Raw genomic sequence first — 14,447 nt, 5'->3', positions numbered from 1 at the left:
GTATGACTATAAGATGCAAGATATAAGACATATGTCTTATATCCTAAGTCAAATATTTAAACAGCTACATCGTATTCCCTCAGGGCATCGTTGAGTGAAGTCTTCAGGTCCGTAGAAGCCTTTCGCTTACCGATAATCAGGGCACAGGGCACCTGGTATTCACCTGCGGCAAATTTCTTGGTATAGCTTCCGGGAATGACCACCGACCTGGCAGGAACGACTCCTTTGTTTTCAACAGGTTCACTTCCTGTAACATCAATGATCTTGGTCGAAGCCGTAAGTACAACATTGGCTCCTAAAACCGCCTCTTTTTCCACGCGTACACCTTCTACAACAATACATCTCGAACCGATGAAAGCATGGTCTTCGATGATTACCGGGGCGGCTTGCAGCGGTTCCAGTACTCCGCCAATACCCACGCCACCGCTGAGGTGAACGTTCTTGCCGATTTGCGCACAACTGCCCACTGTGGCCCAGGTGTCCACCATAGTACCTTCATCGACATAGGCTCCTATATTCACATAGCTCGGCATCATGATCACCCCCCCGGAAACATAGGCACCGTGACGGGCAATAGCATGCGGTACTACCCGGATGCCTTTGGCGGCATAATCCTTTTTTAACGGTATTTTATCGTGAAATTCCAGCGGCCCTACTTCAATAGTTTCCATTTTCTGGATAGGGAAATAGAGCACCACGGCTTTTTTTACCCATTCGTTTACCTGCCAGCCGTTGTTCACAGGCTCGGCAACCCTCAGTTTGCCTTCGTCCAGGAGTCCGATGACCTCCCGTATGGTTTGCTGTGTGCTCTCTTCCTTCAACAGCTCCCTGTTGTCCCAGGTATGCTCTATGATCTCTCTTAACTTTTCCATAGTGTCAATTATATAGTGATTTTTATTGCTCTTTAGTTTTGGAGTTTTTTAGTTCTTAGTTTTGGAGTATCACCCTGCCGCCATTCACCGCTAGTCAATAACTCCCCAACTCCTCAACTCCAGGACTCCAAACAGAGCAAATATAAAGGCTTAAATTCAATATACTTTGCAATTTTATAGTTATAACAATTTAAATCTTAAATTTGCCAAAAAATAAAATGGGTAGAATACTGGCCATAGATTACGGAACAAAGCGTACGGGAATAGCCGTAACGGACGAATTGCAGATCATTGCGTCCGGGCTTGCCACTGTGCCTACTGCGGAACTTATGGATTTTTTAAAGGATTATACCCAGAAAGAGAAGGTGGAGCGGATCGTTGTCGGAGAACCGAAACGGCACAGCAACGAAGCGTCTGAAAGCGAAAAATATATCCAGGTCTTCCTCAAAGCACTGGAAAAACAGCTGCCGGACATCCCCGTAGAACGCGTAGACGAACGGTTTACGTCCAAAATGGCTTTCCAGACCATGATAGACAGTGGCCTGAAAAAAAAGCAACGCCGCAACAAGGCCCTGATCGATGAGATAAGTGCGACCATTATATTGCAGTCGTACCTGTCTCGCGGGTGATTTGTTGTGGTGTGTGACAAAATTTGTTTTAAAAGAGGTTGGATTTATGAGAGTGTTGGTTTTCGTATAAAAGATGATAGAAGATTGGTGGAAGATTGAATCCCGATAGCTATCGGGAGATTGATTTAAAAGCGTTTCAATCTCCTTCAACCTTCCCGCGTAGCGGGATCAATTTCGTATCAATCTTTTGATCAACCGGAACTTGACCTGAAGATGAATTTTGTTGTGCATTGAGTTAATTTGAATAAATTGTATTAAGATGATATTACCTATAGTTGCCTATGGCGACCCCGTTTTGAGAAAGAAGACCGAGGAAATAGACGAAAACTACCCCGACCTGGGCGGACTGGTAGCCAGTATGTTCGAAACCATGTACAATGCCTATGGTGTAGGACTGGCAGCGCCCCAGGTAGGATTGCCGATCCGGCTTTTCGTCATCGATGCCAGCCCCTTTGCGGAGGACGAAGACCTGGACACGGAAGAGCAGGAGCAACTAAAGGATTTCAAAAAAGCATTTATCAATGCCAGGATACTGGAAGAAACCGGTGAAGAATGGGCGTTTAACGAAGGTTGCCTCAGCATTCCCAATATCCGTGAAGACGTTTCCAGGGAAGAAAAAATAAAAATAGAATATTACGACGAAAAATTCGTTAAGCACGTAGAAGAATATGACGGGTTGATCGCCAGGGTCATTCAGCACGAATACGACCACATTGAGGGCATATTGTTCACCGATAAGCTGTCTCCCTTGAAAAAGCGGCTTCTCAAAGGTAAACTGGCCAATATTTCCAAAGGAAAGATCAAAGTAGATTATAAAATGCGCTTCCCGGAAGCCAAAAAAGCCCGCTGATCCCCTCTGCCTTTGGCATCTCCCCAAAGGGGAAAAAATTATCGGGTCAACAAATAATATAAAAAGAAGAATTCCTCCCCCATTGGGGGGAGGTCCCGAAGGGGGAGGGGGATTCGTCCCCTAAAGCTTAGAACTATAACCATTAAACTATAAACTTTTATATATGAGTTTAGACAAGATACTGGCCATTTCCGGAAAACCCGGATTATATGAATTGAAAACACAGACCAGGAGCGGCTTTGTCGCAGAATCCCTGATCGATGGCAAACGCATTACGGTGGGATTGCGAAGCAATGTAAGCCTGCTCTCTGAAATAGCGATCTATACCCTGAAGGAAGAAGTTCCTCTTCGGGAAGTGTTTGGTAAGATCAAGGAAAAAGAAGATGGCGGACAGACATCTGTAAGCCATAAAGAAGACAAGGTGAAGCTGGAGGAATATTTTTTTGAAGTGCTTCCGGACTACGATGAAGATAAGGTGTATCCGGGGGATATCAAAAAGATCATCCAGTGGTACAATTTGCTGCATTCCAAGGGAATTACCGATTTTGAAGCGGAAGCTTCCGGAGAAGAAGAAAAGACCGGAGAAGAAGGGGGGAAAGAAGAAAGTACGATAACCAAAGAATAAAATTGCCTGTCGGATAGGGGAAGAGGATGTCTTCTGAAAGCAGTCTTTATGTTGCGTCACCCTGAACTTGTTTCAGGGTCCCATGACGATTTACAGGACTTTTCAGAAAACATCCTCTTCTTTTTTAGCCCGAATATTTTTAATATCCGGCTTATATATCTAATATCGCAAAAGCAAAATACTACCCGAAACCAACTTAAAATACTAAGCAGATGAATTCCAGGGAAGAACAACTAAAGGCATTGGACCGCTTACTCACCATTATGGATGAACTCAGGGAGCAATGCCCGTGGGACAGAAAACAGACCATGCAAAGCCTTCGCCATCTTACCATCGAAGAAGTCTACGAACTGGGCGATGCCATCCTGGACAAAGACCTGGATGAGGTAAAGAAAGAACTTGGGGACGTATTGCTTCATATTGTCTTTTACGCAAAGATAGGAAGCGAAACAAGGGATTTTGACATCGGCGATGTAGCCAATACCATCTGCGAAAAACTCATTGCCCGTCACCCGCATATTTACGGTGATGTAAAAGTCAACGGGGAAGAAGATGTGAAAAGGAACTGGGAGAACCTCAAACTGAAGGAAGGCAAGAAAAGTGTGCTGGAAGGCGTTCCGCAAAGCCTTCCCGCCCTGGTCAAAGCCAACAGGATACAGGATAAGGTGGCCGGAGTGGGCTTTGATTGGGAAGAGCCCTCACAGGTATGGGAAAAACTGCAGGAAGAACTCGGAGAGTTCCAGGAAGAAGTGAAAAAAAATGATGCCGACCAAATGGAAGCCGAGTTTGGGGATGTCCTTTTCAGTATGATAAACTATGCCCGTTTCCTCAATATTAATCCCGAAAATGCCCTGGAAAGGACCAACAAGAAATTCATAAAAAGATTCCGGTACCTCGAGGAAAAGGCGGCGGCTTCTCAAAAAAACCTCAAGGATATGTCCCTGGATGAAATGGATGTCCACTGGAATAAATCAAAAGACTTTTTTAAATAACCGGAATTTAAAAATTTCAGATATTCAGATCTGTACAGGCTTTTCAGCCTGTTCGGGTGAAAGATTTTCACCCCTTACAAAAATGCAGGAAAAGAAAAATATCCCCTTTCCTTCCGGATATATCTGTGTCGGCCCTTCTGGTAAAATGAATGAGGCTCCTTTGTGAAACGCTTCTTTTAAAAAAAGATGTTAATTGTCCGGAGGGCAAGATTTACAGCGTCCAAATTTTTATCTTTGCCCATTCAATTCATAGCAAATGTTAGCACAATATACCAGGGAATTTTCCTATAATTTAAAATTGTCATTTCCGGTGATGCTGGGCATGCTCGGGCATACTTTCGTAGCCTTTGCCGATAATGTCATGGTAGGGCAACTGGGTACGGCCGAACTCGCTGCAGTATCCCTGGGCAATAGTTTTGTGTTTATTGCCATATCCCTGGGGATAGGTTTTTCTACCGCTATTACGCCCCTGGTAGCCGAAGCCGACGGAGCAGGGGATGTAAATAAGGGAAGGGCGGCCCTGAAACACGGGCTTATATTGTGCACGGGATTGGGGCTGTTACTGTTTGCCATACTGCTGTTTGCCAAGCCCCTGATGTATATCATGGACCAGCCGGGCGAAGTGGTAGAATATGCCATGCCTTATCTGGACCTCGTGGCTTTTTCATTGATCCCGATGATCATGTTCCAGGCCTTAAAACAGTTTTCTGACGGGCTTTCCGAAACCAAATATGCCATGTATGCCACAGTACTGGCCAATATCATAAATATAAGCCTGAACTACCTGTTGATCTTCGGTAACCTGGGCTTCCCGAAAATGGGTATTATCGGGGCGGCGATAGGGACACTGGTATCCAGGGTGATCATGGTGATCTTTATCTGGTTCCTGTTCCGGCAGAACAAAAAATTCCACGGTTATATAACCGGGTTAAAATTGAGGGAATACAGCAAGGCGATGTTTGCGAAGATCATCAACCTCGGTTTTCCGTCCGCCTTACAGATGTTGTTTGAAGTAGCGATCTTCACTGCCGCGATCTGGTTGAGCGGGGTGCTGGGCAAAAACCCACAGGCGGCCAATCAGATAGCACTGAACCTGTCGAGCATGACCTTTATGGTGGCTACCGGGCTCAGTGTGGCTGCCATGATCCGGGTGGGAAACCAGAAGGGGCTTCGGAACTTTCATGAGCTGCGCAGGATTGCCTTTTCCGTGTTTTTCCTGACGATCATTCTCGATGTTATATTTGCCCTTTGCTTCTGGATATTCCGCGACTGGCTACCTACCATGTACCTCGACCAGCACGATATATCCAACCAGGCCGATAATTTCGAGGTGATGGCCATAGCCGCCAAATTGCTCATGGTGGCCGCTGTTTTCCAGATATCAGATGGAGTACAGGTGGCCGTGCTCGGAGCATTGAGGGGCCTGCAGGATGTTAAGATCCCCACTTTTATTACCTTTGTCGCATACTGGATCATTGGTTTTCCCATTTCATATTATCTCGGATTGCATACCGAATGGGGAAGTACCGGGATATGGATGGGGCTCCTGGTGGGGCTTTCAGTTTCGGCGGTATTGTTGTATATCCGGTTTAATCGCCTTACACAACGCCTGATAAGAAGTAAGGACAAAAGCCCGGCCGGAGTATAAGGAACTGGCAGGGAAACCAAGAGGAATAACGAATTTATACGATAAAAAACATGGAACTTCCGAAATTTTTACTGGGGGACAACACCGATCATCCCGATGCGATCTTTATTATTCATACCGATTATCCCCGTTTTATCATCAACCTGGCCAATGACGAAGTGGAATGGCTGGAAGATTTCGATCCTGCGGACGAGAAGGAACTGGAGACCGAAGCCGGGAACCTGATACAGGAGGCTAACGATTTCTACGACCGGGAGGTCGGCAGGTATGAATGAAGTCGGAAGTCTGAAGTACGAAGTTGGTTGATGGGCTTTGGCTTCACTCAGGGCCGATAAAAACCCTAAACCTTCCCTTCGACTTTGGTTTACCCTGAGTTTAACCGAAGGGCTCAGGGACCAAAACCTTGAACTTTGAACATTGAACCAAGATGCTCGACAAGATCATAGAATACGACCAGGAACTCTTTTTGTTCCTCAACAATCTCGGAACGGAAAGCTGGGACGGGTTCTGGCTTTTTATAACAGATAAATTCACTTCTATTCCCCTTTATCTGGTTTTGCTGTATTTATGCTTCAGGAAATTTGGCTGGAAGCCTACCGTGCTTATTTTGGTAGCTACGGCCCTGATGATCGCTTTTACGGACCAGCTGGCCAACGTGTTCAAATACGGTTTTGAGCGTCTTCGCCCGTGTCATACCCCTTCGCTGGAAGACAGGATGCGTATTGTAAAATGCGGCGGGAAATTCGGGTACTTTTCTGCACATGCCGCCAGTACTTTTGCTGTGGCCACGTTCTTTTCCCTGTTGTTTAAACAGCATTACCGCTCCATACCCCTGATATTACTGGTGTGGGCACTGGTAGTGTCGTACAGCAGGATCTATCTCGGTGTACATTTTCCCCTGGATATTGTTACGGGAATGGTCTTCGGGCTACTTGGCGGATGGCTGTTTTACGCAGTGTTGAGATTGCTTTCAAAAAAAATATTTAGAAAAGACCGTTTCAACTCGTAAAAAACAACAAAAATTAATCCTTCACCTGGTCTTTTCCCCGAAAAATATGATTGTTGAACGGGCTCAGGAAGATCAGAAAGAAAATAACCCCGAAGGCCAGTTCGTATACTTCCCATTTCCTGTCGGCCGGAATAATGCTTACCAGGATGGTGCAGATAATAAAAGCGATGGTATGCCGCCATTCCACGATGGGGACTGCAAAGGTGTCGGCCAGGTTTTTGATCCATTGCACTTTCCGGTATAAGATAGGGGTTACCACGAGATACAGTACCATGACAACCATAAGTAATTGGCTGAATATTAATTTATTCAATTTGGTGTCGCCCACTACAAGATTGTGGAGGTTGGTCTCTCCCTGAGCATTGTTTTCCAGAAAAAATTCTCCGGATTCTACCCCGAAAACGCGCTGGCCCCAGGATATTTCCTCCCCGGCGGCAAAGAAGAAGAGAATGGCAAAGACTATGGTCCCCAGTTTCCAGAGGGGTTTTTTGAATTTCCAGAGGCGGAAAAGATGATACAGACAAAGCAGGCTTATACCCAGCAACATTAGTGCTGTTTCATTTTCTACGAGGCCGTCTTCCTGGGCGTAATGCTCGTCAAAAAGCAGGACATCGGTAAAACCAAAATAGAGGCTGTTCACAAAGGTGATGATGAGGAACATATAACCGAGAGTCTCTATTTTACTTAAATTCTTCATGGATGCTGTTTTTTTAGGTCCGATGCTTCGACTTTGCTCAGCAACCGGGAGTTGAAAATCTGAGATCCGAAGTTTTGCTTATGAATTAATTCTACTTCTGACTCCGGACTTCGAACTTCCGACTTTTTAGGGTTTTTTGTTCAAAATGTAATACCGGCTTACCAACCTTTCCCTGTAATTCCTTTCTTCCTTGCCGGCAGTGTAGTTAATATCGAAAGTCTCTTTTAGCCGGATGTTGAAATCCGTAGCAAATATACGTTTAAATTCTGTTTCTTCGGACAGCGTAACCAGCACTCCGAAGCTATTTTCCTCAGGAACCCTTACAGGGCTCTTTGCATCGAGGCGAGGGGCTATTTTCTTGTATTCCCAGATCATTTCCGGAGCCTGTTCACCGAAAGAATAGATATTGATGTTTTCCCGGGCAGCCTGGGCTGCAAGGCGGTCTATATTGTTAAAAGCGGTATTGTCATTGCTAAACGTGTTTTCCAACGGAAACCCGAAGAGAATAATACTCATTATAAAGGCTATCGTAAGCAGAAATACATGTTGTATGTTCTTTTTAGCAAGGTGCCTGAACATCAGGACACCGATGCCGAACAGGAATATCGAAGCGAGGATAAACGGTAGCCAGAGCCCCTGTAATTCCTTTCTAAAGAAAATATATCCTGCAACAGGGAAGGAAACACCGATAAGGGCTATCAGCCCGAAATTAAAATATACGGGGAAGGTTTCCTTTTTGTTTTTCAGGCTTGCAAACGTACGTACGAGATATTCTATATAAAAGGCGGTGTTCATGGCCAGCGGCAGAAGGACCGGCAGCAGGTAGCGCGATTTTTTTTCGGGGATCACCGAAAGCAGTACCACGGAGCTTATGGTCCACAACAAAGAGAAGAGATAGGCTTTTTTGTCGCTGACGCGGTTTTTCAGGTAGGGGTAGAGCAGACCTACAAAGGCCGGAATGGTCCATATACCGCTTTGTGTAAAGAAGCTCCAGTAATAGTAAAACGGCCTTATGTTATAGCTTCCCCAGTTGGTCGCTTCTTCCGAGGCAATGGCCACAAATGTCTCGGGGTCGGCTATCCTTACATAAACAAACCACCAGAGGCCCGAAACAATCATAACCGCAATAAAAAGGATAGCAGGAAGTATTTTTTTTGTGAAATTTCTGTACTTGTAGGCCACACCGTAGGCGATGAGAAACGGAAGAAAGAGCGTATAGAGCGAAACAGGGCCTTTGCTCAGAAAAGAGGCCCCTGCAAAAATACCGGCTAGCAATGCATTTTTCCACATTTGTTTTTCCTCTTCGAAAAGGGTGTAGAGAAAATAGATGGAGGTCAGCATAAAGGCATGGGTGAAAATGTCCCATTGCCCGTTACGGCCGGAAAAGATCACATAAAAGGATGTGGCCAGGATAAGCCCGGCAAACAAACCAGATCTTTTATTCTGATGCACTTTCAGGTTTAATCTGTACATCATCCATACCATTAGAGTTGCTGCCAGTGCCGCGGGGAGACGAAGGGCAAAAAGGCTTTTCATCCCGAAAACAGTTGCAGAAAGTGCAGTAAGCCACGTGGGCAGCGGTGGTTTTTCGTAACGCGGAAGGCCATTGAGCGTGGTGAGCAACCAATTGTTTTCGGTAAGCATTTCCCGGGCGGTGACAAAATTCCTCGCCTCCATGATGTTTACATAAAGCTCATTGAGGTTACAAAAAAAGATAACAAGGCAAACCAGCAGAAGTATAATAACCGGGTATCTTTCCAGGATCTTAGTCATGTTGCTTATTTAATATCATCAGGTTTCGTATGTAAATCACACTTCCAAACAGGTGGCCTATCAGCAATACAGGGTCTTTCCTCAGTATGGCATAGGAAAGGATGAGCAGGGCCCCTGTAAGGCTAAGCACCCAAAATCCCCTGGGCAGGCTCGATTCTTTTCTCTTTTCGGAATATATCCACTGGTAAACAAAACGAAAAGTAAAGATAACCTGTGCGACACTTCCGAGCAATAACAGCCATAGCGGAATATTGTCATTCTGAAAAAGATTTTGAAGGTCGAATTTGTTATTGTTGTAATAATAGATCACCATTAAGAACGGAAAGAGCCATAAAAAAGTACGAAAGGCCCACGGAAATTTCTTCCATTCCCCTTGTATCTGGATATTGCGTATGTATATAAAATACGTTAGAGTTTGTCCCAGCATAATGGCAAAATCGTGCCTCAGGTACCCGTAAATAAATAATAAAAAAGAGGCGAGCAGGCTCAGTTGCCAGAAGAAGCGGGGGGTGAGCACTGTTTTACTTTTTTCAGAAAGGATCCATTGCAGCAGTAGCCTTGCGGAAAACAGTATTTGGGCAAAAAAACCGATGGAATAGATGATCCAGTCTTGCATTTATCCTTTCTTGGCTATGGTATAGTTGATGTATTTCTTCTTCATCCAGAGGTATGCGAAGCAATCTATAAGCGGCCCCAATAACCTGTTCCAAAGCCCGAATTTAGCCTGGCCTGCCGTTCTGGGAAAGTGGCGTACGGGGATCTGGATGATCTTGCCGTTCTGCAATAATATCATGGCCGGCAAAAATCGATGTAAACCCTTGAACATGGGTATGCGCCGGGCATATTCGGTCTTGATGACCTTGAGGGGACAGCCTGTATCGTCCATGCCGTCATGGGTAAAGGTACGTCTTATCTTATTGGCAATGGCGGAGGACATATTCTTTACGAAAGAATCTTTGCGGTCGGCCCTTACCCCGGTAACCAGGTCGTATTCGCCGATATGTTCCAGAAGAAGGTCGAAATCCTCGGGGGAGGTTTGCAGATCTGAGTCCATATATCCCAGCAATTCGGTGTCTACGTGGTCAAACCCGGCCTTTATGGCGGCACTCAACCCCCTGTTCTCTGCAAATTCAAGAAAGTGAAAAGCCTCGTTCCGTGTGCAGATATTCTCGATAAGCTCCTGGCTGCGGTCGCTCGAACCGTCATTGATAAGGAGTACTTTTGCCTTTGTGCGGGTCCTGGAAACATACCTGCTGAGTTCTTGCTCTAAACGTTCAAGATTGTCTTGTTCGTTATAGATCGGAACGATTATGGTAAACTCGTAATTCATTATATTTCAATAATCTCTGAAACCAGGCAGAGCCAGGTTCAGTCACTTTCAACGCGCAAATATGTTAAAAAAATATGTAATTTCCTCATTAAATATTCGGTATTCAGTATTCGGTGGTCGGTAATCAGTATAAAAACTGACCACAGAATACCGATCACCGAATACCGAGTACCGACCACCGATCACTGAATCCGGTTCCACAGGTCCAGCAATTTCCGGGCGGCGGCAAAGGGTGTGGTTTCGTTCTTTTCCAGGGCGGCGAGCTCTTCGGTCAGTGTCTTTTTTACGTTTTTATCCTGGTAAAAACTTGTTTTCAGCCGGTCTTCAATGGTTTGCAGGAGCCAATATTTGTTTTGTTCCGATCTTTTACGATCAAAATAGCCGTTTTTCCTGTTTTTCCCGGTATATTTTTCGACGAGTTCCCAAATCTCCGCAATACCTCTGTTTTTCAGGGCAGATGCAGTAAGTACTTTGGGAACCCAGCCGTTTTCCTTGGGTGGATAGAGGTGAAGTGCCCTGGCAAACTCTGCTCTGGCCTTTTTGGCGGCTTTTTCATTGTCGCCGTCTGCCTTATTGATAACGACGGCATCGGCCATTTCCATAATCCCCCGTTTAATGCCCTGGAGTTCGTCGCCTGCGCCGGCCAGTTTCAGCAGCAGGAAAAAGTCTACCATGCCGTGTACTGCGGTTTCTCCCTGTCCCACACCAACGGTTTCCACGATAATGGTGTCAAAACCGCAGGCTTCACATAGCAGGATGGTTTCGCGCGTTTTCCGGGCCACCCCGCCCAGTGAAGTTCCGGAAGGAGAAGGGCGGATAAAAGCGTTTTTGTCCTTTACCAGTTCTTCCATCCGGGTCTTATCGCCCAGGATACTGCCTCCGCTTATGGAACTGCTGGGATCCACGGCGAGTACGGCTACCTTTTTACCGAGAGAAGTGAGGTGTTTTCCGAAAGTTTCTATAAAAGTGCTCTTGCCCGCACCGGGAACCCCGGTAATGCCTATTCGCACGGATCTGTTGGCATAAGGCAAACATTTTTCAATGACAGATTGTGCATGTTCGGCATGTCTTGGCTGGGTACTCTCCACCAGGGTGATAGCACGGCTCAGGGCCACCACATCACCGGAAATGATCCCGGAAGCCAGTTCGTCCGGGGAAGGCTGTGTTCTTTTTTTCTTCAGCTTAGCAGCAACAGGGCTTTTGGGAGTATCTTTTCGGGGACTCCCTTCACTTCCGGGTATTGATTTTTGCTTTGTACTCAAAAAGAAGGTTTTTAACAAAAATACGATTTCTTTTGGTCTGCTTCGGGAAACAAATATTGGGTAGTAGTAGAAAGTTACTTAATGAATTTATTTTTTCCACAGAGATACCCGGAGAAATCACAGAGATGCTCCGTGATTCCTTGCGCCTTCTCTGTGTAATAATTCAGGGGCTAATGTGCTGAAATAATTTGTAAGAGACGTACCTGCCCCGGTTAAAGCCCTGCTGTATTATCTTATCCCGAATTCAAGGATTGTTTTATTGCTGTAAACTTCCCCGGGTTGTAATACTGCCGAAGGGAAATTGGGCTGGTTGGGTGCATCGGGGAAAGTCTGGGCTTCAAAACAAATGGAAGAAAAATTCCCGTAATTTGCCCCGTTTACAAAATTTCTCTCCCCAAGGTCTTCAGGAGTATAAATGACCATGGCCCGTTGATTGGTGGCCACCTTCATCTCAATACCTGTCTCAGGTGAATACAATATGGCTGCCAGGCCTTCTCCATTCAGTACAAATACATCGTCTATCCCGGAAAATCCCGGTTTGTTGCCAATGATCTCAGGGTTGAGGAAGTCATAGGCGCTATCTTTAACAAAAAGGAAATCTCCCGTGGGAAGCAGCTTTTTGTCGAGCTCCACAAACGTTTTACTGCTCAGCTTTAATTCGTGATTCAAAACAGAGTCTTTCCCTTCCAGGTTAAAATAAGCATGATTGGTAAGGTTGAGCACAGTGGCCTTGTCTGTCGTGGCTTCATAGGCTATTTCCAGGCGGTTGCCGACAAGCCGGTAGGTGACGCTTACTTTTAAGTTTCCGGGGTAACCTTCTTCCAGGTGCGGACTGGTTACGGAATAGGTAATAAAAGGAGTATCGGTGTCTTGTTCCATGCTTTCCAGTTGCCAGTGTTTTTTGTTCAATCCGTTCTTGCCGCCGTGCAGGTGTACACCATTTTCCTGGTGAAGGGCAAAATGATCTCCGTTCAGGGAAAAACCTCCCTGGCTTATCCTCCCGGCATAGCGGCCTATGGAGGCGCCTAGATAAAAAGGATTATCGTAATAGTCTTCTTCTTTGTCAAAACCGAGAACAACATTGACATCATTGCCGTTTTTGTCTTTTATGAGAAGTTGTTGAATGGTTGCACCGTAATTGAAGGTGTTCAGGCCTATGTGGGCGTTCTTTATTGAATGTTTCAACGAAAATGCTTTTTTAAAAATATGTATCGGAAAGCTAAAATACAAAAACCCCGCGTTTGCAGGGTTTCTGTGTTGTAAATAAAACGAAATATATAGAGAGGATTGGGATAAATACCCGTTTAGGGTCTCATCAGGATTTTCTATTCCAGCTTATCAGGAAACAATCCGAGGGACTGAATCAGGGTAACGCGCCCGGTGAGCTCCTGCCCAAAAAGCTGTACACTGAGGCGCTCGGCTTCGAGGACCTGTCGTTCTGCATCCACCACGTCGATGTAGTTTACCAGTCCTTTGCGATAACGTTCACTGGTCAGGGTAGCTGCATCCCTGGCCGCAACTACGAATTGTTGCTGGGACAGGAGCTGGCGGTGGACCCATTGCAGCCGGGCATAGGCATTTTCCACCTGGCGATAAGACTCCAGGGTAAGGCGATTGTAGTTTTCTTTGGCTTCCTGTAATTCGCTTCGCCTCAGTTTAATTTCCGAACGTTTTCGCCCGCCTTCAAAAATAGGCAGGGAAGCGGATATGCCTGCGAGCCATGTCCTGCCGTTATCTTCAATAAGATTATCGGTATTACCGGACAGGTAGCCATAGGAACCGTTGAGATAGAAGGAGGGCAGGAGTTCTTTCCACTGGCTGCTTACCTTTTTGTCTGACGATTCCAGTAAAAGTTTGGCTGCTTTGAGGTCGGGCCTGGACAGGGCCAGGGAATCCTTTTCCATGAAAGCCACAGAAGGAGGAAGATAGCTGACCTTGCCATGAGGTAAGTGAAAGGTACTTGCATCTTCCCCGGCCAGTGTGGCCAGTGTCAGTTCAATCTCGGTCCGGAGTTGCCTGTTGTTTTTGAGCTGTACCTGTACGGAAGAGAGTTCTGTTTTGGCCCTCAAAACGTCGATCTGGCTTACGAGTCCGGCTTCGTAGCGGGTGGAGGTGATCTCCAGGTTGTCCTTCCGAGTCTTTTCCGTATGTTGCAGAAGGTCGTTTTCCGCATCGAGTTGCAACAGCAGGAAATAATTCCTGGCAATTTCAGCAGTGACACTCAGCAGGGTATTCTTTCGGTCTTCTTCACTGGCCTCGGAAATCAGTGTATTGGCTTCTACATTGTTGATGTTTTTGCCAAAGACATCCAGTTCGTAAGACAGGGTAAGAGGCAGCTCATAGGTGTTGAGTGTGGCCCTGCCGAGTTGTCCCCCGAAGGGATTCGGCCGGTTTGCCGAGAATTCCTGCCGTACGAATGAAGGTTCGAAACGTATGGAAGGGAACATTTCTGCCAGGGCTATGCGTTTGTTTGCCCTGGCCTGTTCTACCCTGGCCCTGGCGATCTTAAGGTCTACGTTATTGGAGATCGCCTTTCGGACAAGGCTGTCCAGTGCAGGATAACCGAAAGCCTCCCACCAGGGGGAAACATCTGTTATCGGGACAGCATTTTCCGTAATGGTATCGTTTCCAATATATAATTCCACGTTTTCCCCGGGAACATCCTGCCATTTCCAGCCTGTCAGGGAATCCTGGGCTTGTACAGACAGGGTAACCCACCCGGCAAGGGTGAGGGTTGCGTATTTCAAGAAATTGATCATC

Annotated in this window: 15 protein-coding genes; 7 read left to right on the top strand and 8 right to left on the bottom strand. The window is 46.0% G+C overall.

Annotation, left to right across the window (positions count from 1 at the left end; all coding sequences use genetic code 11):
- Positions 1-56: 56 nt before the first annotated feature.
- Positions 57-872 carry a 2,3,4,5-tetrahydropyridine-2,6-dicarboxylate N-succinyltransferase gene (locus KN811_RS09255; protein WP_187965753.1) on the bottom strand — a complete coding sequence of 272 codons (816 nt, stop codon included), beginning with the start codon at positions 870-872 and terminating at the stop codon, positions 57-59.
- A gap of 218 nt (positions 873-1,090) precedes the next feature.
- Between KN811_RS09255 and ruvX the strand changes: the two genes are divergently transcribed.
- The 7 genes from ruvX (at position 1,091) to KN811_RS09220 (ending at position 6,625) form a co-directional block, all read left to right on the top strand.
- Positions 1,091-1,501, top strand: coding sequence for a Holliday junction resolvase RuvX (gene ruvX, locus KN811_RS09250; protein WP_187965752.1), 411 nt, complete (start codon positions 1,091-1,093; stop codon positions 1,499-1,501).
- A gap of 259 nt (positions 1,502-1,760) precedes the next feature.
- Positions 1,761-2,351, top strand: a complete 591-nt coding sequence (gene def / locus KN811_RS09245; RefSeq protein ID WP_187965751.1) for a peptide deformylase — start codon at positions 1,761-1,763, stop codon at positions 2,349-2,351.
- A 163-nt stretch (positions 2,352-2,514) separates the two neighbouring features.
- Positions 2,515-2,976 (top strand): DUF5606 family protein, encoded by a 462-nt coding sequence (locus KN811_RS09240; RefSeq protein WP_187965750.1) that lies wholly within the window; start codon positions 2,515-2,517, stop codon positions 2,974-2,976.
- Positions 2,977-3,188: 212 nt separating this feature from the next.
- Positions 3,189-3,968: a nucleoside triphosphate pyrophosphohydrolase gene (gene mazG, locus KN811_RS09235; protein WP_187965749.1), complete on the top strand. Its 780-nt coding sequence runs from the start codon at positions 3,189-3,191 to the stop codon at positions 3,966-3,968.
- Between the two features lie 256 nt (positions 3,969-4,224).
- The gene (locus tag KN811_RS09230; protein ID WP_187965748.1) at positions 4,225-5,616 is read left to right on the top strand and encodes an MATE family efflux transporter; all 1,392 of its coding nucleotides are present in this window, start codon (positions 4,225-4,227) and stop codon (positions 5,614-5,616) included.
- A 50-nt stretch (positions 5,617-5,666) separates the two neighbouring features.
- The gene (locus KN811_RS09225) at positions 5,667-5,891 is read left to right on the top strand and encodes a hypothetical protein (protein WP_187965747.1); all 225 of its coding nucleotides are present in this window, start codon (positions 5,667-5,669) and stop codon (positions 5,889-5,891) included.
- Between the two features lie 152 nt (positions 5,892-6,043).
- Positions 6,044-6,625, top strand: coding sequence for a phosphatase PAP2 family protein (locus tag KN811_RS09220; protein ID WP_187965746.1), 582 nt, complete (start codon positions 6,044-6,046; stop codon positions 6,623-6,625).
- 13 nt (positions 6,626-6,638) lie between these two features.
- Here KN811_RS09220 and KN811_RS09215 read toward each other — a convergent pair whose 3' ends face one another.
- The 7 genes from KN811_RS09215 to KN811_RS09185 all read right to left on the bottom strand — a co-directional run bounded on the left by KN811_RS09215 (position 6,639) and on the right by KN811_RS09185 (position 14,446).
- Entirely contained in the window at positions 6,639-7,322 is a 684-nt protein-coding gene (locus KN811_RS09215) for a hypothetical protein (protein WP_187965745.1), read from the bottom strand.
- A 126-nt stretch (positions 7,323-7,448) separates the two neighbouring features.
- Positions 7,449-9,095: an ArnT family glycosyltransferase gene (locus tag KN811_RS09210; protein WP_187965744.1), complete on the bottom strand. Its 1,647-nt coding sequence runs from the start codon at positions 9,093-9,095 to the stop codon at positions 7,449-7,451.
- Positions 9,088-9,711 carry a lipid-A-disaccharide synthase N-terminal domain-containing protein gene (locus tag KN811_RS09205; RefSeq protein ID WP_187965743.1) on the bottom strand — a complete coding sequence of 208 codons (624 nt, stop codon included), beginning with the start codon at positions 9,709-9,711 and terminating at the stop codon, positions 9,088-9,090. The genes KN811_RS09210 and KN811_RS09205 overlap by 8 nt, the downstream gene beginning before the upstream one ends.
- On the bottom strand, positions 9,712-10,425 hold the full coding sequence (locus KN811_RS09200; RefSeq protein ID WP_187965742.1) for a glycosyltransferase: 714 nt from the start codon (positions 10,423-10,425) through the stop codon (positions 9,712-9,714).
- A 182-nt stretch (positions 10,426-10,607) separates the two neighbouring features.
- Positions 10,608-11,687, bottom strand: coding sequence for a methylmalonyl Co-A mutase-associated GTPase MeaB (gene meaB, locus KN811_RS09195; protein WP_187965741.1), 1,080 nt, complete (start codon positions 11,685-11,687; stop codon positions 10,608-10,610).
- Between the two features lie 228 nt (positions 11,688-11,915).
- Entirely contained in the window at positions 11,916-12,872 is a 957-nt protein-coding gene (locus KN811_RS09190) for an aldose epimerase family protein (RefSeq protein ID WP_187965740.1), read from the bottom strand.
- A gap of 140 nt (positions 12,873-13,012) precedes the next feature.
- Positions 13,013-14,446, bottom strand: a complete 1,434-nt coding sequence (locus KN811_RS09185; protein WP_187965739.1) for an efflux transporter outer membrane subunit — start codon at positions 14,444-14,446, stop codon at positions 13,013-13,015.
- Position 14,447: the final 1 nt, after the last annotated feature.

This window comes from Sinomicrobium weinanense (assembly GCF_018863395.1).
Classification (GTDB): Bacteria; Bacteroidota; Bacteroidia; order Flavobacteriales; family Flavobacteriaceae; genus Sinomicrobium; species Sinomicrobium weinanense.
This window is presented reverse-complemented; position numbering and strand designations above follow the sequence as displayed.